Genomic DNA, 25843 nt, shown 5'->3' with positions numbered 1-25843 from the left:
ATTTTCATTCTTTTAAGTTTTGTTTTTGTAAAGTTTCTGTTGAATAGGATGAATACATATATTGAGGTAAATGGAGAAATCAGTATGGAAGCTGTTGTCGAACAGATTCAACAGACCTATGATATGCAAGTGAGTGGATACTATAGACAGTTACATTTAGTTGAGAGCTATCTGCATAAAGAGAAGAAAATATCCCTTGAAACGGATAATAACCGAAACTTTTTTAAGGCATGGGAAAAAGAATCTGAGAGTACACTTTTATTTCTACAGGAAAATGGAAAAGCTATAACCTCAGATGGAACAAAACTGAAAGTTGATATGCCTAGTAAGCTTTTGCTGGATTTGAGAAACGGATTTAATATTGGAAAATTGGTCGCTTTTGAATTTGAACAAGTGAAAAAAGACGGTTATTTGGTAGCAATTCCATGTCAGGAATATACGATTAATGGGGAAACTTATACAGCGATTGGAACAGTGTATGATCATTCGAAATTAGACTCCATGTTAGATCTTGGAGGATATGATGGAAGTGCATATCTCTTCATGTTGGATGATGATGGAAATATTACTTATACGAACCAGAAGGATGACATTTTTTTTCGAAATTATTCATTACTGAAACATTTGAAAAGTGATTATGCTATAACAGAAAAAGAGTTTGATTCTCTGAATAAAAAGATTGCGGGGAGAAAAAAGGGAGTAGAACTTTTGGGGAAAGATGAGCCTTATTATTTGGGATATTGTCCGATAGAAAGCAACAATACGATGTTGATTTGTATTGTAAAAAAAGCGACAGTAGATAATGTGTTGAAAGAATACCAGAAAATGATTGGGTTTACTACAATGCTCATGACAGGATTTATAATCTTGCTTTTTGCTGGATTATTCTACAGTATTTCCAGATTCAGTATTGCAAATCAAAAAGTTAAATTTGAAAAAAGAAACAATGAGCTTCAGGCAATGGCTATAAGCGAAATGGAAGAAGTTAATAAAAATCTGAAAAAGGCTAAGAACATTGCTACTGAGGCTCTACAGACCGCTGAAAATGCAAATAAGGCAAAAACAGATTTTTTATCCAATATGTCGCATGATATTCGCACACCTATGAACGCAATCATTGGTATTATATCATTAATCAGACATAATGCCGGTGACAAAGAAAAAGTTATAGAGTATACAGATAAAATAGCTATTTCTTCTCAGCATCTATTAGGAATTATTAATGATGTTTTGGATATGAGCAAGATTGAAGCTGGAAAAACAGTTTTCAAATATTCTGATTTTTCTATTCTGGATTTTATAGAAGAACTCAATACAATATTTCATTCACAGGCAAACGAAAAAAATCAGAGTTTTATAATCATAAAAGAAAACCTTAAACATGAGTGGGTAAATGGCGACAAGGTTCATCTGATGCAGATTTTCAGTAATCTGTTGTCTAATGCAATAAAGTACACACAGGAAGGTGGAGTAATCCAGTTTATAGCAGAAGAAAGTGAGACAAACTCTTCTACATATGGAAAATATCATTTTATAGTCAGTGACAATGGTATGGGAATGTCTGCTGATTTTAAAGAAACTATCTTTGACGCGTTTATTCGTGCAGAAAGTTCCGTAACAAACAAAATACAGGGAACTGGTCTGGGAATGGCAATCACTAAAAATCTGGTTGAATCGATGGGGGGAACGATTGAGGTTGAAAGCGAACCGAATCGCGGAAGTAGTTTTAAAGTAATCTTAAATCTAAAAATTGTGGAGAACAGAGTAGTTTCTTCGACAGAACAGATAGAAATGCATGAGACAGATAGTGATATTCTGGATGGAATGCGCTTCCTTTGTGCAGAGGATAATGAGTTGAATGCAGAAATCCTAATGGAATTATTAAAGCTTGAAGGTGCAGAGTGTACTATTTGTGAAAATGGCAAAAGGATTTTGGAAGCATTTGAACAGTCCGTGCCCGGTGAGTATGATATGATCTTGATGGATGTACAAATGCCTGTTATGAATGGTTATGAGGCAACGAAGGCAATCCGTAGAAGTTCACATGAACAGGCAAAGACGATCCCGATTATTGCTATGACTGCCAATGCATTTTCAGAGGATATGCAGCACACTCTCGCTGCTGGAATGAATGCTCATATTTCAAAACCAGTTGATATGAAGTTGTTGAAGAAAACCATAAGAAATATAAAACTTGGGGGGGACGAAGCCCAATTTATTGATCAATAATCACTAAAGAGAAATAAGAAGGAGCCTTTGCTTATGCGAAAGCTCCTTTTCTGCACACCTTACTTTTTCAGCTTTAAGCCATCTCGAAATGCTTCGCCCACACGCTCGGTGACTTTATAATAGCCGTGGGTGTAGGGGTCAAATGCGATGGCGTTGACCTTAGACATATCAATTTTCCCATCCACCATAACGCTCTCATCGGCAGTGACATTGACCACCTTGCCGATGACGCCGCATCCGTATTCATTATTCTGATACTCGATGAACCTGCACTCCAGGCAGAGAGGAAATTCGTTGATGACAGGGGCATCTACTTTTTCTGCTTTGCTGGCGGTCAGACCGCTGCGGGCAAATTTATCGGCAACTTTATTGCCGGACTCTACGCCGAAATAGTCTGCTTCCACTATGTGGGCTGCATCGGCAACGCTGATGGTGAATGCTCCCCGAGTCTTGATGTTCTGTACGGTCTTGTGTGTCTCGGTGAGGTTCAGAACAACGGAATCCCGCTCCTGCATGGTACCCCATGCGGCATTCATGACATTGACGCTGCCGTCCTCGTTGTAAGTTGCAACCATCAGAACCGGCATGGGAAAAATGCCTTCGGTAATTTTCAGTTTTGTTCTCATGATAACTCCTCCTTGTGATCATATTGACAGGACTGTTCCTCCTGCTTATAATTATATCCATGCATATTATAAATTCAAGTACTGGCAATTATGATAGGTACTATCTTAGGAGAAAGTAAATGATACAGAACTATATTGAGAACGCCAATTTCGAGGACACTGGCTTTGCCTACACGTTGTCGCTGATCTCCGGCAAGCACAAGATGGTCATTCTTTACTGCCTGATGGAGTTTGAAACCGTGCGGTTCAATGAACTGAAACGGTATCTGAAAACCATTTCCGACAAGACCCTCAGCATGAATCTCAAGGAACTGGAAGCAGATAGACTGATCGTCCGTACCGAGTATCCGCAGATCCCACCGAAGGTGGAGTACTCCTTGTCTGAGCGTGGAAAGTCGCTGATGAAGGTGCTGGATCAGCTCTGTGTCTGGGGCGAGGAGAATCGACTGACAGAGTAATAACTTTAAGTTTATGAAATCATAGAGTGTATGGATTCAAATTCCATATGCTCTTTTTCTTTGTTAGGGTCTTGCCCTAACAACAATCACAATACATAAAATCCATTTCTTTTATCTTCGCAAAGATAATATTATTAAAAAGTTAAAATATATAGCAAGTACATTTAATGCACAGTCAGATCCGGGTGTAGCCACCAAATATATTATTATTTCTTCTTGGGGAAATTGTCATGAACATATGTCATGAAAAATGATGGCGGAATAATATGTCGCTGTGATATAATAAAGTAAGCAATTTGACATGTATATTCAGACTTTTTTGGAAGAGAATGAAACGTGGATAAATTTTAAAAATAAAACAGAAAACTTAAAGCCTTTTCAGTTTTTTAAGAGAGAGGGAAGCGTATGAATGATTTCAAAAAACTTACAGAGCAACTTTTGAAAATATATATTAATGCCGAATCAATAAATGATTTTGGTATAGAGAATTATTTTGATGAAAATATTAGTCTGATTGGAACCGGGAAACATGAGTTGTTTACGAATCTACATGAGTTTTTAGAATCATTTAAAGTTGGTATAAAACGAAGAGGTAAAATCAGAATCGAAATACAAAATTTACATCAGGAAGAAGAACGGCTTGATGATGACCATGTTCTTGCACATGGAACAGTAGATTTTATTGGTCTGTTTAAAGATGGTTCGATCTGTTTTAAAATGGAGACAAGATTTACGATTATCTACAAGTGGACGAATGGAAAATGGCTGGTTCAGCATCTGCATCAGTCAACACCGGATTTGGAGCAGATGGACGGCGAAGAGTTCCCTCTTACATTGGGAAAGCAGGTGAAAAAAAACCGGCAGGCCTTTCATGCATTAGGCACTGCCTATTATCAAATCTCAAGGCTGAACTTAAAAACGAAAAAGATCGAACTTGTCAAAAGATCCCGAAAAACAGATTTGGATATAAAAGATAATATCGCAGATTGGAAGCCTCAGTTCAAGATTATAGAAGATATTATAGCAGAGCCATTTGTGCAGAAGTATATAGATTTTTTTGATATACAAACCATGGCGGCACGTCTTCATAATAAAGAATCTATGTCTTCTGAATTCAAAAAGAAGAATGGATCATGGTTTCTTTCCATGGTTGTTCCGCAGAGTTATGATAAAAATGGAAATGTTACATCCGTGCTGATTGCGAATCGAGATGTGACAGATGAAAAAATGCGGGAATTAAAGCAAGAGGAAGAATTGCGGGAAGCTAAATTAAAAGCAGAATGTGCAAATAAAGCAAAATCATCATTTCTGTATAATATGTCTCATGACATCAGGACTCCTATGAATGCGATCATTGGCTATGCAGATCTCGCATCCAGACATTTGAAAGAAACAGATAAGCTTGGCAGATATCTTGAAGAAATCCAAATATGCGGAAAAGAACTTTTGTCGATGCTAGGTAATGTTTTGGACATTGCAAGAATTGAAAATAACAAGGTCGAAATGGAATACACTGTTTCGAATGTCCATGAATGCTTTGAAAATTGTGTCATTATGTTCCAACAACAGGCAGAAAGTAAAAACCAGACGATCTCTCTGGCAGAACAAATCATGTATCCGTATGTATATATGGATGCACCGCACCTGTCAGAAGTCTGTCTTAATATTATAAGCAATGCAATAAAGTATACAAATACAGGAGGTACGATATCCTGTAATGTTATACAGAAATCTTGCGAAAGAGAAGATTGGTGCAATATGATCGTTACTATTACCGATAATGGAATTGGTATGTCTGAGGAATTTCAAAAGCGTATTTTTGAAATTTTTGAAAGAGAACATAACACTACATCCAGTCATATTGAGGGCAGCGGCATCGGAATGTGCATTACGAAAAAGCTTGTTGAACTCATGGATGGAACTATAGAAGTGAAAAGCAAGCAAGGTAAAGGTTCCACATTTACAGTAACTATTCCATGTAGGAAAGCATCAAAAGAAGACTCTATAGTGAAGAAAAATAGTAATCTGAGCAATAAGAATTGCTTGAATGGTGTTCGAATCTTATTAGTCGAAGATAATAAGATCAACACGGAGATTGCAACAGAACTATTGAAGGAAGAAGGCTGTATTGTTGAGACCGCAAATGATGGTGTTGCATGCGTTGATATGATTGAAAAAGCGGATGCCGGTTATTACAAGATGATCCTTATGGATATTCAGATGCCGGTTATGAACGGATATGATGCCACATTAGCAATCCGAAAGATGAAGGATACGAAAAAAGCCAGGATTCCGATTATTGCGATGACTGCCAATGCCTTCGCAGAAGATACACAAAAAGTTCTTTCTGTTGGAATGAATGCTCATGTTGCAAAGCCTGTTGATATGAACATTCTTGTGCCAACAATGATGAAATATTTATAATAGACAGAATTGATGAAAAATATACAATATAATACAAATAAAAGATTCGTTGGCAAATCAGTCGAAAGGCTGAGACGCAAAGCTATAGGGTCTGTAAAATGACAGCCAGTTGCAACGTTTAAGATGCACTGCCTGAAAAGGCAGTGCATTTTTCCTTTAGAGTTGTGCCGTGAAATAACTTGTTAATTATGTCGACACCCCCTTCGTTTTGTTTAAGGCAGGATTTCAAGCCAGTACCCGTCCGGATCTTCAATGAAATAGATGCCCATTTCCGGGTTTTCAAAGCAAATGCAGCCCATTTCTTCATGCTTCTTGTGAGCTGCTTTATAATCATCTGCTTTAAATGCCAGATGAAATTCACATTCGCCAAGATCATATGCCTGCGGGTGTTCCTTAAGCCAGGTCAGTTCCAGTTCAAAATCACTGGAATCATTGCTTAAATATGCAATGATAAAATCGTCTGTAGTTTTTCTTCTTACTTCATGTAAGTCAAGTGCATCATTGTAAAATTTGATGGATCTGTCCAGGTCGGACACATTGTAGTTTTCGTGAATCATCTTAAAGCTCATAGTTTTTCTCCTTTTGCTAATTCTGTATTTCTGATTCGTGATGGGTATTGTGGATATTCGGTAATGAATCTGGTGATTATATCCGGCTTATTCCAATAATGCATTGGAAAAACATTTTTGCAGTCTATATTATCCAGAAAATAAATCATTCCGTCTGCATAGTGGCTTTCCTGTCTTGGATCAAGAGGGACGAAAGCAACATCAAAATGATCGCCCTTGATCTTGTTAATCTCAGCACGATACATAGAGGTCATCTGGCGGTTGTCTTCATCAGGTTCACCCTCCCAATACCAGTCATTCAGGTCACCGGCATGGTAGATCGTGCCATCGTCTGTTTTGACGATAAATGCGACACCACTGTCGTTAGAAAGCAGTGTATGGATGCGCGTACCGTTGTCAAGAATATATTCCTGATCATGATGAGCAGTTGTGATCTTCACTCCTGCCGGGTACTTCTTTTTGCTGATATCCTTCGCTAAAACTGCCTGATAAGTCATTTCCATATCATTCAGAATCTTAAAAATCTTTGGATTGAAATGATCCGGATGAAAATGACTGCAAAAGACGATAACCTCTTTACTCTTATCAAGTTTTGGAAGCTCCCCTTTATAGTAGTCAAAAATGTAGTAGCAGTTCGCAGTTTCAACCAAAAATCCACTGTGGTTAATGTAAGTTATTTGCATAATATCACCTGTTATTATACTTTTTCATATTCTGTAAACTCCAGGTCGGAGCAGTAGAATATGTATATTATAGGTTACAATTTATTATACCTTTTCACAGTATATAATGCCAGAGGCAAAAACTGAAAACACGATGTGCTTGCTAGGAAGTGTTTTTTAGTTCGCAGATGTTATTAAAAAGTTCATTATGAATATAAGCATTGCCTGTGGAATAAAGAAGCATAATATCAGGCTGATGTTCAATGGTCATTCTTACAATAATGCAAATGCATGTTGTAAATGGAACAGAAAAGTATATTATTAACGGGAATTTTATAAATATGCATAAAAAATACTTGGAAAAATCAATAAAGTTGTTGAAATATAATCTTGAAATTCAAAACAAAAAAGTGTAAAACATTATGTATAAAAAATAAATTGATAAAAACATATATATAAGAAATGCGATGAAAGGGATACGTCACAAAACATCTGGAATTCAGAGAGTCGTTGGTTGGTGTGAAACGACAGAAAGACTTTTGAGATATCACCCAGGAGCATCCCGCTGAACAGACGAAATCAGGAAGAGCATAAAAAGTAGGCAGGGACGTAATCTTCACGTTACAGAAGAAACTGTTTAAAGAAAATTTTATTCAGAAGTTGAACAGACAGATTATAATAAAGAATCTGCATAAAATATTTTGGGTAGACAGTAACAAGTGATTGTAATTAGCAATAATTACAATAATACAAAGTGGTACCACGGAAAGTTCCGCCTTTGTTGTCCGGAAGGACAGCAAAGGCGTTTTTTTATATAGATTACTAATAAATAATAAAAAGAAAAGAGGAATTACTTTATGAGTGGAATATTGATGATGGTAATTGCCATTGTTGTACTCGGAGGAGCATATCTTCTGTATGGCCGTTATCTTCAAAACAAATGGGGAATTGACCCGAATGCTAAAACTCCGGCATATGAGATGGAAGACGGAATTGATTATGTACCTGCTGACACAAACGTAGTATTTGGACACCAGTTTGCATCAATCGCAGGTGCAGGTCCGATCAACGGACCAATCCAGGCAGCTATTTTCGGATGGCTTCCGGTTCTGCTTTGGATCCTGGTCGGTGGTGTATTCTTCGGCGCTGTTCAGGATTTTGCATCTATGTATGCATCTGTTAAAAACAAAGGACGTACAATCGGTTACATTATTGAAGAGTATATTGGAAAATTAGGAAAGAAATTATTCCTGTTATTCTGCTGGCTGTTCTGTATTCTGGTTGTAGCAGCATTTGCAGATGTTGTAGCCGGAACATTTAACGGATTCAATGCAGATGAAGCCGGAAAGATTACAAAAGTAGTTGCAAACGGAGCTGTAGCAACAACTTCTATGTTATTTATCATTGAAGCTGTCGGACTTGGAATGTTCCTGAAATATACAAAATTCAACAAATGGGTAAACACAGCAGTAGCAATTGTATTATTAGTATTAGCAGTAGCACTTGGACTTCATTTCCCGGTATACTTAAGCCTTGGAGTATGGCATGTCATCATTTTTGCATATATCCTGGTTGCCAGTGTGGCGCCGGTATGGGCATTGCTTCAGCCGCGAGATTATCTGAACAGTTATCTGTTGATCTTCATGATCATTGGAGCAGTTATTGGTGTATTTGTATCAAATCCATCCTGCAACCTGAAAGCATTTACAAGCTTTAATGTTGACGGACAGTATATGTTCCCAATCTTATTCGTAACAATCGCATGTGGTGCAGTTTCCGGATTCCATTCACTGGTATCTTCCGGTACTGCTTCTAAACAGATCAAGAATGAGAAAAACATGCTTCCTGTATCTTTCGGAGCAATGTTAATGGAGAGTATGCTTGCAGTTATAGCACTGATCGCAGTTGCTTCTTTTGCAAAAGGTGAAGCAGCAGCACAGGGATTGACAACACAGCCACAGATTTTTGCGGGAGCAATCGCAAACTTCCTGTCAGTGGTTGGTTTACCACATAGCCTTGTATTTACACTTATCAACCTTGCAGTATCTGCATTTGCACTGACATCACTTGACTCTGTAGCCAGAGTAGGACGTCTTTCTTTCCAGGAATTCTTCCTTGATGACGATGTAGATCAGGACAACATGAGTCCGTTCTTAAAAGTAGTAACAAATAAATATTTTGCAACCATCATTACTTTAGTACTTGCTTATCTGCTTACAAAAGTCGGATATGCAGAGATCTGGCCACTGTTTGGTTCAGCAAACCAGTTATTATCTGTACTTGCACTGGTAGCCTGCGCTGTATTCTTAAAGAAAACAAAACGTCAGGGATTCATGCTCTGGGGACCAATGGTGTTCATGATGGCAGTTACATTTACAGCACTTAGCATGACAATCGTTAAATTAAGCAAAGCATTCATGACAACCGGACTGGATGTTGGAAATACTTTACAGCTTATCTTTGCGGTATTACTGCTGATTCTTGGTGTGCTTGTAGCTATTCAGGGAGTGAAGAAATTGCTTGAAAAACCGGACGATAAGAAAGCGACAGCTTAGAGTTTGAGCATAGAGATTGAATGAAATTAAGGAAAGTATGTACTTTCCGGTAAAAAAATAAAAAATAAAAAGGCGAGGCATGACTCTTAAGAATCGTGCCTTGCCTTTTCTCTTATTTCTTCATTTTTTCTCTTGCTATGGAAACGAAAAGTTCTTTATTCTCTGATTTACCCGAAATTCTTCTTCCATAATTCGTCTAATTTATCCAGAGCATCGGATAATTGTGTCTGTTGTTCACTGTTCAAACCATTGATTACCATATCTTCTTCCAATCCCCAACTGTCGAGATCATCTGCAATCTGTCCGGCGCGTGCACCGCAGCGGATCAGCTTCCGGACAAGAGTTTCTTTCGTTGCTGTCTCAGCAATTCCGTGAAGAGCGCGTCCCCTTGCACAGCTTAATGCATTGATCGGACAGGCGTTCTCACAGCCTGTGCAATGTTCTTCTGTAGTTGCCATTCTATTTCCCTCGTTTCTTAAAAATCATGTTTATATTTTAACGTATAATATAAAACTTGTAAATTATATATCCACAGCATCTCTGTGTTACAAATCTTTGTATTGTGGTGTTATAAGTTGAGAAATTTTCAATGATGATTGATCGTATAAGTGAAAGGATTTTCCTTTTTCAGCCTTTATATAAGTATCAGATTTGATACGAAAAGGAGGTAGTTTATAAGGAAACAAGCGTGGAAGAGGATTATAAGCACGCTGCTGATCGTGTGTATGCTGGCGGGTGTAGCGCCGGTGACGCAGATGCAGCAGGTGGAAGCATTTGACATCTTAGGAATTGTTGAGAGAATGGGCTGCGTTGTCCGCGGCGGAATGAATGCATATGAGACAGCAAAAAAAGAAAACTGGGATGCAGGAGAAGCATTTTTCGGTACGTTTAAAAATATCGGAAAAGAGATATTAGGACTTAACAATAATGAATCGCCGGGAAGTACGGTTATTGTAAATCAAGTGGATTTAAGCGAGGTACAATCCGAACTTGCCAATATCCAGAGCTCTCTTGATAAGCAGAGCATTTCCCTGAATAAGCTGGAAAGCGATATGCAGAAGAATACGGAGGAAATCAAAGGTCAGATCGAAGCTCTTGGTAAAAAGATTGAACAGACAGATCAGAAACGAAGTTATGAGGACTATCTGAATAACTATTTTAATTTTTATAATAAGTTTCTGGAAGCAACCGCGCGCTGTGAAACTACGCTGAAATCAGCTTATACGGAAGACCCATCACAGGGAGAAAAGAAAGATGAAATTATAAAAAATGCGTATGACAGAGTGTATGAACTGAAAGGTATCGAATATACCGGTGATTATTATTCGTTGATGAACAACATGGGAAAATATATCCAGGGAAAATATGAGAAGACGAATCCGGGATCAGTCATTGATATCTTATGTGCATATTATAAGCTGGCAGGCTACAGCGACAGCCAGATTGCGGATGCGATCAAACAGTTTGTAGCACAGACGTATTACAGTTATTGTCTGGCAAATTACTATTATATGGCACTGATCTTATATCAGAATACTTATATCAGACAAAATAATCTGGGCAGCTATCAGGTAGGGCAGGATATCCTGTTGTCAAAGTCCGAGATCAAGAATAATTTAAAGACGGTACTGGAAACGAATGTAACAACGACAGCCCGGATGTTCTATGATCTGAATAAACATTTCTGTTCGGTGGAAAATCAGAAAGTGTTATATCAGGGAGATGGTGGTACAACGAACCGTACGTTGAAGGACAGCCAGATGGATGTGGAACCGGGCTCTTCCGCTTCTCTGCCGGAGTCAGAACAGATCCTGGATGCATATTTTGGAAGCAAGTACAGCAAGATATTTGGAAATGTATGTAAATACAGTTATGAATTAGAGGATGCACAATATAAGGATTTTGTTAAAGTAGAAGGCAATACGATTACATTTGATAAGAATCTGGAAAAAGGTAAAGAGCTTAAAGTGGATATGTACTGTACTGTTTCAGATCAGAAGATCAAACTGCACACGTATACATTTACAGTAAAAGAAGGCGGTCCATCAGGTGGTTATGGAACAGAAGAGTATCCGTTTGCAATCAAAACAACAGAGGACTTTAATGCATTTGCCAAAGATTATAGTTTTAATATGAGTGAGTCACATGTGGCATTATTGGCAGATCTGGACTTTTCAAACAAAAAATTCGAGTATGTAAGCGCAGATTTTAAAGGCATCTTTTATGGAAACGGACACAGCATTTCAAATATAAATCTCAAAGAGGCCGGAACGAATTCAACAGGAGTGTTTGACACAATATCCGGTGGTCTGGTGATGGATCTGATAATAAAGAATTGTACGGTTGTTCAAAACTCCAATTATTCAAATAGTAGTACCGGAACATTGGCTGGTACTGTAAAAAACAATGGAAGAATTTTCAGATGTGAAGTTATAGAAGGTAATGTAACGGCATCAAAAGACAGCGGTCATATTTATGTGGGTGGTGTTGCAGGAGAACTGGATGGCGGTATATTGGAAGGTTGTATTGTACGTGATTCACAAGTGTCAAGCGGAATAGCCGGAGCAGATGATCGTATTGGCTGTCTTGCCGGAAACGTAAAAAATAAAAGCTGTATTACCTATTCAGGAAGAGAAAAGAGTGGCCTGAGGGCTATGTGTACAAATGCATATAGTACTGCAGGGGGGCTTGTCGGCTCAGTAAGTGATTCAACTATAAATACTTGCTGGGGATTTCAGGTAACAGATTCAGATAAATATGATTCTGTTATGAAGTTTTATGGGTATTATGGAACTTTTGTAGGAAATGCTTACAATTTGAAATCATCCGGCTGCATTCAGTATAATGGTAGTAATGCAAGTGGGTTAAATACGGTTATTGTTGGACATGTGGATAGAGGTTCCGGTATGTCTGTTTATAAAACAGATGATTTTACCTGTGATAAAGTAGGAATTGTACCAAAATCACAGTATCTGACGAATGATACAAGTGTTAAAGGTAATCCGATACGTCTGGCTCCTGTAACAATGACGCTGCGTACGGATTCTGTAAAGAAGTCGTATTATCATGGAGAAAAACTCGAACTAAACGGCTTGGAAGTAATTACAGAAGCAGGAAAATTGTTTAGTACAGATAATATGCCTTATGAAGTAGAAACAGATTATAATCCAAATAAGTCTGGCAGCTACAATGTAAAGATTTCTGTAGGAAAGATAAGCAGCAGTTTCCAGGTTACCGTAGCAAAGAAGCCACACCATTTCCAGCAGACCGTGAAAGAGGCAACCTGTACGGAAGATGGAGTTACGTCCTATAAATGTACAGACGCAGGCTGTAACGAAACGCTGAAGGAACAGATCAAACCGGCGCTTGGACACGATATGACAAAACATGAAGGAACTCCGGCAACTTGCCAGAAAGATGGCGAAAAGACCTACTGGAAATGTAATCGCTGCAAAAAGCTCTTCCTTGATAAAGAAGGAAAAGAGAGCGTTACAGAGGAACAGCTCGTAATACCGAAGAGTGATGAACATGCATGGAGTGACTGGGAGTTTATCGGTGAAGGTAAACATAAGCGTCACTGTACTACGGAAGAATGTACGGCGGTAGAAGAAGATAACTGCACCACAGATGCACCGAAGGAAAAAGTAACAAAGGCAACGACTTCCAAAGACGGAAAAGTTGAAAAGCAGTGTTCGGTTTGTGGAAATGTATTTTCTTCTGAAGTCCTTCCAAAAGCATCCGGTATCAAGATCGCTGCAACATCTTATACCTACAACGGCAAAGTGAAAACACCATCCGTAACAGTAAAGAACAGCAAAGGCAAGACACTTGCAAAAACAGATTATTCCATAACTTATGCGAAGGGACGCAAGAATGTCGGAAGTTATACCGTTACGATCACACTGAAGAATAATTACAGCGGAACAGTGAAGAAGACATTTAAGATCGTTCCGAAGACAACAAGCATTTCCAAATTGACAGCAGGTAAGAAAAAGCTGACTGTGAAGTGGAAAAAACAGGCGACACAGACGACCGGATATCAGTTGCAGTACGGAACATCGTCTAAGTTCAAGGGTGCAAAGACCGCGACGATCACGAAGAATAAAACAGTGAGCAAAGCGATTTCCAAGTTAAAAGCAAAGAAGAAATATTACGTAAGAATCCGCACTTATAAGACTGTGAAAGTAAACGGAAAATCTGTGAAACTTTATTCCGCATGGAGCAAAGCAAAATCGGGGCTTACAAAATAAATAAGAAATAAAATGTGGAAAATCCTTTTATTTACCTGCGGGTGAGTGAAAGGATTTTTCTTTTACAAAAAAAGCTTGACTTAACGCTAGCTTGAGGCGCTAGAATAATTCTGATAATTCAAAGAAAGGGAATTTTTTACAATGTATAATATAGAGTTGACTTTAAGTAATGTTATGATTATGTTGTGGAAAATAATAAATGCAATGAATAAGAGGTGGAAATAAAATGAATAAAAAGGCAGTAATTGATAATGTACAAAAAGAACTTTTTGCCATGCAGGACACCGGGTATCGGGATTTCCATATGAAACTGATGCCTACGGTAGATCCGGAGCGTGTGATCGGAGTAAGGACTCCGGCACTACGTGCATTTGCAAAAAAGTATGGAAAGACAGAAGAAGCAAAACAGTTCGTAGAAGTATTGCCACATCAGTATTATGAAGAGAATAATTTACATGGACTTCTGCTGGAACAGGGGAAAAATTACGAAAAATGTGTAAAAGATCTGGATCGTTTTCTTCCTTATGTGAATAACTGGGCGACCTGTGATCTTCTGGCTGTGAAAATCGTAAAGAAACATCTGGATCTATTCATTAAAGAGGTTTACCGTTGGATGGAATCGGAGCATACTTATACGATCCGTTTTGGGATAAATATGCTGATGCGCTATTATCTGGAAGATGAATTTAAGCTGGAATATCCGGAAAAAGTTGCAGCTATCCGGTCGGAAGAATACTATGTCAACATGATGCGTGCCTGGTATTTTGCAACTGCGCTGGCGAAGCAGTATGAAGCAATTATTCCTTATCTGGAAGAGAAGCGGATGGATACGTGGACGCACAATAAGACAATCCAGAAAGCAATCGAGAGCTACCGGATAACGCCAGAACAGAAGGTGTATCTGCGGACGTTGCGTGTGAAAAAGTAAATATTTTAACCTATAAGTTTTTCTTCTTTTGGTATATGTTTTCAATGTTGGAAATTATCGGATTAAAGCGATAAAATCAATTATATCAGCTGCCGGGCAGGGGAATACCGGCGCGTAACAAGAGAAAAGAGAGGTTTAAAAGAAATGGAGACAAAGAAAAAGGGATTTCCTACGGCATTCTGGACATGTGCCGCAACCGAGATCTTTGAGCGTCTGTCTTACTATCTGGGACGTTCACTGATCCTGATTTTCGCAACAGCAACCGTAGCAACAGGAGGACTTGGACTGTCTGACACTGTTGCAGCAAATATGCAGTCGAACCTGACCGCATTTTCTTATCTGCTTCCGTTATTCGGAGGAATCGTCGTTGACCGTTATATCGGTGCAAAATATACGACACCGGTCGGTATGATGATTGCCGGAGTCGGATATTATATGGGTTCTGTGGCAACAACAGCAACTGGTGTTTACGCCATGATCTTCCTTGTAAGTTTAGGTCTTGCGTTATTTAAAAACGGACCGATCATCGGACGAGTTATCACTGAAAAAGAGCAGATGGACCCGGCGTTCGCTATGCGTTACACACTTGTAAATGTCGGTGCATTCATAGGTACTTTCCTTGTAGGTATTCTTTACAAAGATGTATTTGCAAAAGACGGAGTATTAGGATTTGCTCCTTGCTTTAAAATTGCAGGACTGATCATGTTCCTTGGAGCATTCTGGTATTTCTTCGTATGTTGGCGTTTCCTCGGAGATGTTGGAAAACGTCCGTTCAAGAAGACAAAGACACAGGAAGAGCTTGCAATTGATGCAGAAAAAACAGTAGAAGAGAAAAAAGAGACGAAAAAAGAGCCACTTACTACGATTGAGAAAAAACGTATCGGTGCGATCCTTGTTGCATCTCTGTTCTCCATTATCTTCTGGATCTTCTGGTATCTTGGATACCTTCCGGTATATTATTACTGGGCAGATAACATGAACTGGGTAGTTGCAGGCTATGAAGTTCCATCTACATGGTTTGATGCAGCAAACTCAATGTTCTGTGTAATCTTAGGACCTGTGACAGCAGCACTCTGGAAAAAGCTGGCTGCAAGACCGCAGGGAGACATGAGTCTGTTCAGAAAGACAGGACTTGGAATTGCAATCATCGGACTTGGATACATCTTCTATGCAGTAATTGATATTGCAAGAGGCGGACACAAAGCAAGCGTATTATGGCTGATCGTATTTGCATTCCTTCTGACACTTGGAGAGATGTTCTTCTCACCACTGGGACATTCATTCATCAGTAAATATTCCCCAAGCCGTTACCTGGCGCTGATGATGTCTATGTGGGGATTTGCAACATTTATCGCAGCTAAGAGCTACGGTCCGGTATACGGAATCTTATTTGGTGGAAATATTCCATTCAAGACAGCATGTATCGGAATTGCCGTTGTATCTTTTGTGGCAGCAGCAATTATGATCGCGTTAGACAAACGATTATCCGCGTTAGTAGATTAATAATGAATTTTATGAGCTATATATTTCGTGCAGAATTATATAGCTCATGTAATATAACAGAAAAGAGGTATGTTTCATGGGAGTAAAAGAAAGACTTAGTTGTCTCAGAAAATTAATGGAAGAAAAAGGAATTGACTTTTATGTAATTCCGACTGCAGATTTTCATCAGAGTGAGTATGTAGGAGAATATTTCAAGGCACGTAAATATATGACTGGATTTTCCGGATCTGCAGGAACAGCTGTAATCTCAAAAGACTGGGCAGGAATGTGGACGGACGGAAGATATTTTATCCAGGCGGCAAAACAGATGGAAGGTACAACCGTAGAGCTTATGAAAATGCGTGAGCCGGGAGTTCCGACTATCGAAGAATATTTAGAAGAACACCTGCCGGAAAATGGTGTGATCGGATTTGATGGACGTGTTGTATCTATGGGAGAAGGTCTTGGATATGAGACAATTGCTCGAAAGAAAAACGGAGGAATTGTTTACGAATATGATCTGGTAGATCAGTTCTGGGAGGATCGCCCGAAACTTTCTGAAGAGCCTGCATTTATTCTTGAGGAGAAATATGCAGGAGAATCCGTAGCTGATAAATTAAAGAGAATCCGTGAAGTAATGAAAGAAGAAGGAGCAGATATACATATTCTTACAACACTGGACGATATCTGCTGGACTCTGAACATGCGTGGAAATGATATTGATTTCTTCCCAATGGTATTGTCTTATGCAGTCATTACAATGGATGAAATGTTATTATATATTGATGAGAGAAAATTATCTGATGAAATGAAAGCTATTTATGCAAAAGATGGTGTTACAATTCATCCGTATAATGCAATATATGAAGATATGAAACATCTTTCTATAGAAAATACAGCACTTCTGGATGCGTCAAAGACTAATTATGCAATTTATAAGAACATTCCGGAAGAAATGAAAAAAGTAGACACACGCAATCCGGAGATTCTTTTTAAAGCAATTAAGAATCCGGTAGAGATTGAAAATATCCGTAAAGCACAGATCAAAGACAGCATTGCACATGTTCGTTTTATGAAATGGTTAAAAGAAAATGTAGGTAAGATGAAGATTACAGAGATGAGCGCATCTGACAAGCTGGATGAATTGCGTATAGAGCAGGGAAATTTCATCCGTCCAAGTTTTGAACCAATCAGTGCATATGGAGAACATGCAGCACTTTGCCATTACACATCATCAAAAGAGACAGACGTAGAGCTGAAAGAAGGAAATGTATTCTTGACAGATACAGGAGCTGGATTCTACGAAGGGTCTACAGATATTACAAGAACCTATGTATTAGGTGAGATCCCGAATATTATGAAAGAGCACTTTACACTGGTAGCAATCAGTAATCTCCAGCTTGCAAGCGCAAAAATGTTAAAAGGCTGCAATGGAATGAATCTGGATATTCTGGCAAGAAAGCCGTTCTGGGATAGAGCATTGAACTTTAATCATGGAACCGGACATGGTATGGGTTACCTGCTAAATATCCATGAAGGACCGACAAATTTCCGCTGGGCATATCGCAAAAATGATACTCATCAGTTTGAACCGGGAATTGTTATTACAGATGAGCCGGGAATTTATATTGAAGGTTCCCACGGAGTCCGTCTGGAAAATGAACTTCTTGTAAAAGAATGGAAGAAGAATGAATATGGAGAATTCCTCTGCTTTGAGACAATCACATACGTACCAATGGATCTTGACGGAATCAAAGCGGACATGATGTCTGAAGAAGAGAAACGTCTTCTGAATGATTATCATGCACTGGTATATGAAAAAATTGCGCCACATCTTAACGAAGAGGAAAGAGAATGGCTGAAGAAATATACAAGAGCGATTTAAGAAAGTTTTTCATATTACAATTAGAATAAATCATTATACATCTTTCAACAAAGCGGGGTTCTTTACGTAAAGTAAAGGACCTCGTTTCTATATATTAGCAAGATATTCAAGAAATTATCTGACATCTTTTTTATGACTATAACAATAATTATGCTATAATAAAAGTGACTTAGTTTGTGAAGATTAATTACTTTTTGCTATGACAATGGAGAATGTAAGAACCTGTGATCGTAAAATGTACAAAAGACCGATAATAAAGATAACGGATGGAAAGTTAGAGTATGAGATTTGGAAAAAAGCAAGTGAAAAAAAGAAAATGGATGAAAGTGGTCTGTCTGATTATTTTTATTCTTATATCGGCGTTATTTCTGGAAGACCGGCTTCTTGATTATGTAAATAACCGGAACATAAGGAATACGTCAGAAGTTCTGCTGGATCAAGTGGCAGGGATCATTGAGAGAAATACAGATGACGAAAAAGAGGTGATCCAGTCGTTGAAGGAAGATTATATGGTGCGGGCAAAGGCGGTAGCATATATTCTGGATGCAAATGAGAAGACAGAGCATGATGTGCCGGAACTACAGAAGATCGCGAAGCTGATGTCTGTCGATGAAGTGCATCTGTTTGATAAGAGCGGTAAGGTTTACAGCGGAACGGTGCCGAAATACTACGGATATAATTTCAGCTCCGGCAAGCAGATCGCATATTTTAAACCAATGTTGAAAAATAAAAAGCTTACGATGTGTCAGGATGTGACACCGAATACATCAGAAGGAAAGAAGATGATGTATGCGATCACATGGAATGATGCAGGAACCCGTATGATTCAGGTAGGTGTAGAGCCGGTGCGTCTTCTGGAAAAACTGAAACGAAATGAAATAAAATCCGTTGTCAGCAATATGCCGGTGTATGAAGGAATCGACATCTATGTAGCAGACAGAAAAAGCGGAAAGATCTATGGTGCAACGGATTCCAGAAAGATTGGCAATAAACTGAAACAGTTAAAAATCAGCAAGAGTAGGAGTGTTTCACGGAATATCGATGGCTATACAGTCGGAGTGGTATACGATATGACACATCTTAACGGAAGTAATGCAGTGGCAATGCTGAGTGTGATGTTGTATCTGCTTATTGCAACGATTATACTTCTGATTATGATCGCAAGAGTATTGAGAATAAACAGGGAAAAGGAAGAGCAGTATGCAGTGCTGGCAACGATGGCAGGGCGCAACCACAGTATGTATGTGATCAAACTTAGGGAAAATAAGATCATGCGTTATGGCGGAGCTGAAATCGGTGAAGAAAATATAGAAGGAAGTTATTATGAAGATGCAGATGTGCGTATGCGTGCGCTTCTGGAAAATAGAACCGTAGAAGAGTACCGGGAGGCAGCAGGAGAATTTGTAGATCTGCATACACTTCCTGAACGAATGGAAGGAGAGAAATATATATCCGGAGATTTTATAGGAACAACGCTTGGCTGGTTCCAAGCGTCGTTTATTGCGATTCAGCAGGATGAAGAACAACGCCCGGTGAGTGTAATATTTGCGGTGCGAAGTATTGAATATGAAAAACGGAAAGAAGAGCAGCTGCTCCGGTCATCTACTACAGACGAGCTGACAAGATGCTATAACCGGCGTGCCTATGAGCAGGATATAAAGAAACTGACAGCAGATAAGAAATTCCTGTATCTGTCCGCGGATGTAAATGGTCTGAAAGCAGTCAATGACCGGCTGGGACATGCCGCCGGAGATGAGTTGCTCTGCGGTGTTGCAGGCTGCATGAAACAGAGCTTTGAAGATTATGGAAAAGTTTACCGTATCGGCGGTGATGAATTTGTCACAATCCTGTTTACAGATGAGGAACAGTTTGGGATTATTAAGCAGAATTTTGATTTGCTTGTGGATAACTGGTCCGGTGACACAGTGCCGCATATGAGTGTCTCCTGCGGAGCAGTCTGGAGTGATGAACGGCAGTGGGAGTCTGTCCGTGAAATTGCGAAGCTCGCAGACCAGCGGATGTATGAGAAGAAAGCGAAGCATTATGCGAGACGGAAGAGCGATTTCCAGAACTGGATGTATAAGCGATAAATAAAGATGGAGGAAAGATAGATGGCGGAAGTAGAAAACAGTAAAGATTTAATCAGTGTGTTATGGAGCGGAGCGGATATTCTCCGCTCAAAGATGGATGCAAACGAATATAAAAATTATCTGTTAGGAATTGTATTTTACAAATATTTGTCAGATGCATTTTTGATCAAAGTATATGATCTGCTTTATGATGAAAGACCAGAGACGATGAAAGCCGCATTAGATGCATATATAGAAGCATTAGAGGATGAGAGTGCGGAAGAGTTAAAAGAGGAACTGAAAGACGAATGTCATTACATTATTGAGCCGGACTTAACTTATACCAGCTTTGCAGATGCAGCGAAAAATAATGCATTCAACAGAGAACAGTTGCAGAAAGGATTCAACAATATCGAACAGAGTGATCTAATATTTGCGGACCTTTTTACAGATATTGATCTGTATTCCAATCGTTTAGGAAACGGAGATCAGAAGCAAAGTGACACTATCGCAAATCTGATTAAAGAAATTGACAAAGCAGACTTGTTAAATTCCGATGCAGAGATTCTTGGAAATGCATATGAATATCTGATTGGACAGTTTGCGTCAGAGACAGGAAAGAAAGCCGGAGAGTTCTATACACCGCAGGCAGTATCAAAGATCTTGACGAAAATTGCGATCGCCGGTCAGGAAGACAGAAAAGGACTTTCCGTATATGATCCGTGTATGGGATCAGGCTCATTATTGTTAAATGCAAAGAAATATGCGAAAGAGCCGGAATATATCAAATACTACGGACAGGAGTTGAATACTTCAACTTACAATCTCGCAAGAATGAATATGTTCTTACATGGTATCACACCGGAGAATCAGAACCTTCGGAATGGTGATACTCTGGATGGAGACTGGCCTACCGGAGAAGAGACAGATTTCCATATGGTACTTATGAATCCTCCGTATTCAGCAAAATGGAGTGCGGCAGCAGGTTTCTTACAGGATGAAAGATTCAGCGACTATGGCGTGTTAGCACCAAAGTCAAAAGCAGATTATGCATTCTTGCTTCATGGATTGTATCATTTGAAGAGTAATGGAACAATGGCGATTGTACTGCCTCATGGTGTGTTGTTCAGAGGGGCAGCAGAAGGGAAAATAAGAGAAAAATTACTTCGCTCAGGTAATATCTATGCAGTTATTGGCTTGCCTGCAAATCTCTTTTACAATACATCTATTCCGACTTGTATTATCGTATTGAAAAAGCACAGAGATGGCAGAGATGTCCTCTTTATAGATGCATCTAAGAAGTTTGAAAAAGGAAAGAAACAGAATGCCATGACAGATGACCATATCGATGAAGTGTTGGAGTTATATTCCAATAGAGAGACGGTAGAAAAAGAGGCATTTCTTGCAAGCTTTGAAGATATCGAAAAGAATGATTTTAACCTGAATATTCCGCGTTATGTAGATACTTTTGAAAAAGAAGAAGATGTAGATCTGAATGCACTTTTAACAGATATGAAGAAGACAGATGAAGAACTGGAACAGGTGCAGGGAGAGTTTTTATCACTTCTTAAGGATTTAACTTCGAATGATGAGACAATTATGTCATCACTGAACGACCTGATTGGAAAGATTGAGGGGTGATGGATATGGCAAAACCAAAGATTAGATTTAATGGGTATACAGAAGATTGGGAACAGCGTAAGTGGATAGATACTGTAGACATTTCTACAGAAATGGTAGATCCTACGTCGGGTGAATATGATAATATGCCACATATTGCTCCAGGAAATATAGAGTCATTTACTGGTCGAATATTAGATAATGTAAAGGCTGTAAAGGAAGAAAAGCTTATTAGTGGAAAATTTAGATTTAGACCTGGTGATGTTGTATACGGAAAGATCAATCCTCAACTTGGGAAATACTTCTATGCCAGTGTTGATGGGCTTACCAGTGCGGATGCATATGTGTTTAATGGGAAAAATGGTTTAACACAAAAGTTCCTGTTTTCGTTGTTACAGACAAACGATTTCTTTAAATATTCGGTATCTGTTTCGAAACGTTCAGGTATGCCGAAAATTAATAGAGATGAGTTAAATGCCTATTCTTTTCTTACTCCAAGTGAGGCAGAACAAGAAAAAATAGGTGGTTTGATATTGGGTATTGATCATCTCATCACCCTTCACCAACGTAAGTGTGAGCAGACAAAAACATTAAAAAAATATATGCTTCAAAAAATGTTTCCACAAGATGGTGAAAAAGTTCCACAGATAAGATTTGAAGGATTTACGGAAGATTGGGAACAGCGTAAGTTGGGAGAAGTTGTTAAAGAGGGAATTTTGGAAGCACCTTTAGATGGAAATCACGGAGAGAAACATCCAACTTCGGATGAGTATGTAGAGTCTGGAATTCCTTTTTTGATGGCATCGGATATTCATAATGGAGAAGTAAATATTTATTCATGCAAATATATCACAAAAGAAAGAGCGGAAAGACTTGATAAGGGATTTGCACGAAATGGAGATGTCTTACTAACACACAAGGCAACTATTGGTGAGACAGCTATTTTAAGCAATTTGATGACGGAATATGCAATGTTAACACCTCAGGTTACTTACTATAGAATTAAGAATGAAGAACGGTTAAACAGAGAGTATTTGTATTCCTTTTTTAATTCTTTAGATTTCCAAACAGAGTTAAAAACTAAAGCGGCACAATCTACAAGACCATATATTGGAATCACTGCTCAACAAAATTTGAAAATAATTTTACCATCGGAAATTGATGAGCAAAGAAAAATTGGTCTCTATTTTGGAAACCTTGATCGACTCATCACTCTTCACCAGCGCAAGTGTGATGAACTAAAAGAAGTTAAGAAATTTATGTTACAAAACATGTTTGTTTAAGGAAAAGGGCGAGAAAATGGGAAAAATAACTTTATTTCATGGAACACCTGATAAAATTGTAGTTCCGACATATGGACTTGGTGAGAAAAGACATGATTATGGAATTGGATTTTACTTAACGGACAATATAGATCTTGCTAAGGAATGGGCTGTTTGCAGACCGAATGAGAAAAATGGCTGGGTTCATCAATATGAATTGGGCACAGAAGGTCTGAAAATATTAGATTTTCAAGAAAAAGATGTGTTGGCGTGGCTTGCAGAATTGATGAAACATAGAGATGCAGCAGATTCTAAGCGTTATCGTATGTTGGCAGCAAAGTTTATTGAAAAATATGGTGTGGATGCAAGTGATTATGATGTTATAAAAGGTTGGAGAGCAAACGCTTCTTACTTTTATATCGCAAAAGAGTTTGTAAGAGACAATATTGATCTTGAAATATTACCGGAGTTGCTTTCATTGGGCGGTCTTGGCATTCAATATTGTATTAAATCTGAGCGGGCATATTCTAAATTGCAGGAAGTAGAAGAAAAGTTACTGCCGGTTGATTACAAGGAATATAGCCAAAAGTATAACGAACGTGATATAACGGCAAGACGAAAGATGCGAGAATTAGTGGATTCTGATGCAAATAAAGTAACAAATGTATTTAGTACATTATTTTAGGAGAGATGACAATGAAGGCATATGCAGAAGAGTATTTGAATGATGTTGTAGAAAATCAGGGAAAGTTGTTTGATTATGTGGCGCAGAATTTTCCTGATAAAGATACAGAAGAATTTATCAACTTTTATATGAAAAGTAAGACAAGAAAAAGTATTGATGAATCGCAGGCATATGTAAATACGATGGATTATAAGGAATTATGGAATTATTTTCAAAAAACAGATCAGTATAAATTGGAAGCTGGAAAAGGTCTTGATGGTTTTATGCCGGATTGGATTGGCGAGTTTTATGCGTATTATCAATGGTATTACAATATGCCGAGTTCAGAAGTTATTCAGAAGATTCCAGTAGACTTTTTGGAAAAGGCGTATTCTGGGCTTCATGATCTGGAACTGGATCTGGCAGTAAAAAAAGTAGGTGAAGTGTAATGCAGATTATTTGCTTTCACAATCCAGATGAAGAGAACGGATACTTAAGTAATTGGTATCCGTCTAATTTTATAGTTGATGGTGTTCATTTTTCGTCCATGGAACAGTTTATGATGTATCGGAAAGCAATTTGTTTTCAAGATGAATGCATTGCAGAGCAGATACTCGGCACGAAAGATGTAGCAGAGATCAAAGCGTTAGGACGTGCAGTAAAAGATTATGATGAAAACTATTGGAATGGAGTAAGACAGGTTATTGTATACGAAGGATTGCTTGCAAAGTTTTCACAGAATGACGAGCTGAAAGATAACCTTGTAAATACTGGGAATGTGATATTAGCAGAATGTGCAGTGAAAGATCGAATCTGGGGTATTGGATTGTCTATGAAAGATGAAAATAGATACGACAAGAGCAAGTGGAGAGGAGAAAATTTGCTTGGATATACACTGATGATGGTGAGAGAGCGATTGAATTTAGAATAATCGTATGTATTGTGATATAGGTGATAATAGTGTTACATACTGCGATAAAGCGTAAGTAGGCAAGTTTTTGCGAATTAAAATAGATGGGTGGGAACAGCGTAAGTTGGGAGATGTGTTCGAACAGACATCGAATTTAGTAAATCCCAAGGAAGATGAAATAGAACTTTGGAGTTTAACTGTTGAAGATGGATTAACAAAGAAATCTGATAGATATAACAGAGAATTTCTTGTAAAGAAAGATGATAATTTTAAAGAAGTTCGCCCGGGAGATATTGTATATAATCCAATGAATATGACATTGGGAGCAGTTGGATATAATGGAATGGCGAAAAGTGTTGCAGTTTCGGGTTATTACACCACCATGGTTGCCAAAGAGAATTATGATACATATTACATTAATACATGGCTAAAAAGTCCACAGGCAATACGTTTATATCGCACATATGCGACGGGTTCACTGATAGAAAAACAAAGAGTGCAGTTTCCTACGCTTTCTATCATTCCGGTGGCATTCCCTAAATACGAAGAACAGACAAAGATTGGAAATTATTTTCATTTCCTTGACAATCTCATCACTCTTCACCAACGCAAGTGTATGACGAGTAGATGAAGAACAAAAAACGTTTGGGAACAGCGTAAGTTAAGTGATATATATGGTTCGATTGGAAATGCATTCGTAGGAACAGCTACTCCATACTATGTAGAACAAGGACATTTTTATCTGGAATCTAACAATGTAAAAGATGGACAGATAAACCATAACTCTGAGGTTTTCATAAATGATGAATTCTATGAAAAGCAAAAAGATAAATGGTTACGTACCGGAGATATGGTTATGGTTCAGTCTGGACATGTTGGACATGCTGCTGTAATCCCTGAAGAATTGGACAATACAGCGGCTCATGCCTTAATTATGTTCAGAAATCCCAAAGAAGAAATCGAGCCTTATTTTTTAAATTATGAATATCAGACTGATAAAGCCAAGAAGAAAATAGAAAACATTACTACTGGTAATACCATAAAACATATCCTTGCGTCAGATATGCAGGAATTTGTAGTTGATGTTCCAAAATACGAAGAACAGAAAGTGATTGCGGACTATTTCCGCAACCTCGACCATCTCATCACTCTTCACCTTCGTAAGCAGGACAAACGTAAAAAAGGGTCAAAAAACACTTGAAATCAGTGTAAGTATAAAATAAATAATGTATATTAGATACATAGAATCA

General features: G+C 38.4%; 20 protein-coding genes and 1 riboswitch. Of the genes, 16 read left to right on the top strand and 4 right to left on the bottom strand.

Features of this window, described 5'->3' with window-relative positions:
• Window positions 1-84: 84 nt before the first annotated feature.
• On the top strand, window positions 85-2229 hold the full coding sequence (locus DWY31_RS11425; protein WP_117537999.1) for an ATP-binding protein: 2145 nt from the start codon (window positions 85-87) through the stop codon (window positions 2227-2229).
• A gap of 59 nt (window positions 2230-2288) precedes the next feature.
• On the opposite strand, the gene DWY31_RS11420 is transcribed toward DWY31_RS11425, so the two are convergent.
• Window positions 2289-2855, bottom strand: a complete 567-nt coding sequence (locus DWY31_RS11420) for a flavin reductase family protein (RefSeq protein ID WP_117537983.1) — start codon at window positions 2853-2855, stop codon at window positions 2289-2291.
• Window positions 2856-2974: 119 nt separating this feature from the next.
• Here DWY31_RS11420 and DWY31_RS11415 point away from each other — a divergent pair, with 119 nt between their 5' ends.
• Window positions 2975-3313: a winged helix-turn-helix transcriptional regulator gene (locus DWY31_RS11415; protein ID WP_117537982.1), complete on the top strand. Its 339-nt coding sequence runs from the start codon at window positions 2975-2977 to the stop codon at window positions 3311-3313.
• Window positions 3314-3718: 405 nt separating this feature from the next.
• Window positions 3719-5737, top strand: coding sequence for an ATP-binding protein (locus DWY31_RS11410; protein WP_118520639.1), 2019 nt, complete (start codon window positions 3719-3721; stop codon window positions 5735-5737).
• Between the two features lie 41 nt (window positions 5738-5778).
• Window positions 5779-5854: riboswitch (cyclic di-GMP riboswitch) on the top strand.
• A 95-nt stretch (window positions 5855-5949) separates the two neighbouring features.
• Here the strand turns inward: DWY31_RS11410 and DWY31_RS11405 are convergent.
• Both DWY31_RS11405 and DWY31_RS11400 read right to left on the bottom strand, forming a co-directional pair.
• Window positions 5950-6306 (bottom strand): VOC family protein, encoded by a 357-nt coding sequence (locus DWY31_RS11405; protein ID WP_117537980.1) that lies wholly within the window; start codon window positions 6304-6306, stop codon window positions 5950-5952.
• Window positions 6303-6989 (bottom strand): MBL fold metallo-hydrolase, encoded by a 687-nt coding sequence (locus DWY31_RS11400; protein WP_118520637.1) that lies wholly within the window; start codon window positions 6987-6989, stop codon window positions 6303-6305. The genes DWY31_RS11405 and DWY31_RS11400 overlap by 4 nt, the downstream gene beginning before the upstream one ends.
• Before the next feature lie 836 nt (window positions 6990-7825).
• On the opposite strand from DWY31_RS11400, the gene DWY31_RS11395 reads away from it, so the two are divergent.
• On the top strand, window positions 7826-9523 hold the full coding sequence (locus DWY31_RS11395) for a carbon starvation CstA family protein (protein ID WP_118520635.1): 1698 nt from the start codon (window positions 7826-7828) through the stop codon (window positions 9521-9523).
• Window positions 9524-9690: 167 nt separating this feature from the next.
• Here DWY31_RS11395 and DWY31_RS11390 read toward each other — a convergent pair whose 3' ends face one another.
• Window positions 9691-9981: a hypothetical protein gene (locus DWY31_RS11390; RefSeq protein ID WP_117537977.1), complete on the bottom strand. Its 291-nt coding sequence runs from the start codon at window positions 9979-9981 to the stop codon at window positions 9691-9693.
• 267 nt (window positions 9982-10248) lie between these two features.
• Here DWY31_RS11390 and DWY31_RS11385 point away from each other — a divergent pair, with 267 nt between their 5' ends.
• From DWY31_RS11385 to DWY31_RS11330, 12 genes are all read left to right on the top strand, one after another.
• Window positions 10249-13773: a fibronectin type III domain-containing protein gene (locus DWY31_RS11385; RefSeq protein ID WP_118520633.1), complete on the top strand. Its 3525-nt coding sequence runs from the start codon at window positions 10249-10251 to the stop codon at window positions 13771-13773.
• A 226-nt stretch (window positions 13774-13999) separates the two neighbouring features.
• The gene (locus tag DWY31_RS11380) at window positions 14000-14701 is read left to right on the top strand and encodes a DNA alkylation repair protein (protein ID WP_118520631.1); all 702 of its coding nucleotides are present in this window, start codon (window positions 14000-14002) and stop codon (window positions 14699-14701) included.
• A 144-nt stretch (window positions 14702-14845) separates the two neighbouring features.
• Complete coding sequence (locus DWY31_RS11375; RefSeq protein ID WP_118520629.1) at window positions 14846-16204, top strand: peptide MFS transporter; 1359 nt, start codon at window positions 14846-14848, stop codon at window positions 16202-16204.
• 76 nt (window positions 16205-16280) lie between these two features.
• Window positions 16281-18068: an aminopeptidase P family N-terminal domain-containing protein gene (locus tag DWY31_RS11370; protein WP_117537974.1), complete on the top strand. Its 1788-nt coding sequence runs from the start codon at window positions 16281-16283 to the stop codon at window positions 18066-18068.
• Window positions 18069-18349: 281 nt separating this feature from the next.
• Complete coding sequence (locus DWY31_RS11365) at window positions 18350-20158, top strand: GGDEF domain-containing protein (RefSeq protein ID WP_243060564.1); 1809 nt, start codon at window positions 18350-18352, stop codon at window positions 20156-20158.
• Between the two features lie 21 nt (window positions 20159-20179).
• Window positions 20180-21778 carry a type I restriction-modification system subunit M gene (locus DWY31_RS11360; RefSeq protein WP_118520627.1) on the top strand — a complete coding sequence of 533 codons (1599 nt, stop codon included), beginning with the start codon at window positions 20180-20182 and terminating at the stop codon, window positions 21776-21778.
• A 5-nt stretch (window positions 21779-21783) separates the two neighbouring features.
• On the top strand, window positions 21784-23040 hold the full coding sequence (locus tag DWY31_RS11355) for a restriction endonuclease subunit S (RefSeq protein WP_158575515.1): 1257 nt from the start codon (window positions 21784-21786) through the stop codon (window positions 23038-23040).
• 16 nt (window positions 23041-23056) lie between these two features.
• Complete coding sequence (locus DWY31_RS11350; RefSeq protein ID WP_118288260.1) at window positions 23057-23704, top strand: DUF3990 domain-containing protein; 648 nt, start codon at window positions 23057-23059, stop codon at window positions 23702-23704.
• 11 nt (window positions 23705-23715) lie between these two features.
• Window positions 23716-24132: a hypothetical protein gene (locus DWY31_RS11345; RefSeq protein WP_186855653.1), complete on the top strand. Its 417-nt coding sequence runs from the start codon at window positions 23716-23718 to the stop codon at window positions 24130-24132.
• The gene (locus DWY31_RS11340; RefSeq protein ID WP_118520623.1) at window positions 24132-24614 is read left to right on the top strand and encodes an NADAR family protein; all 483 of its coding nucleotides are present in this window, start codon (window positions 24132-24134) and stop codon (window positions 24612-24614) included. The genes DWY31_RS11345 and DWY31_RS11340 overlap by 1 nt, the downstream gene beginning before the upstream one ends.
• A gap of 67 nt (window positions 24615-24681) precedes the next feature.
• Window positions 24682-25224, top strand: coding sequence for a restriction endonuclease subunit S (locus DWY31_RS11335; RefSeq protein ID WP_118520621.1), 543 nt, complete (start codon window positions 24682-24684; stop codon window positions 25222-25224).
• 39 nt (window positions 25225-25263) lie between these two features.
• Complete coding sequence (locus DWY31_RS11330) at window positions 25264-25794, top strand: restriction endonuclease subunit S (protein ID WP_118520619.1); 531 nt, start codon at window positions 25264-25266, stop codon at window positions 25792-25794.
• The last annotated feature ends 49 nt before the right edge of the window (window positions 25795-25843 follow it).

The sequence above is a fragment of the Dorea sp. AF24-7LB genome, from assembly GCF_003478575.1.
Taxonomy (GTDB): domain Bacteria; phylum Bacillota; class Clostridia; order Lachnospirales; family Lachnospiraceae; genus Dorea_D; species Dorea_D hominis.
Note: the sequence above shows the minus strand (reverse complement) of the source record. Positions and strands in the feature narration are given on the sequence as shown.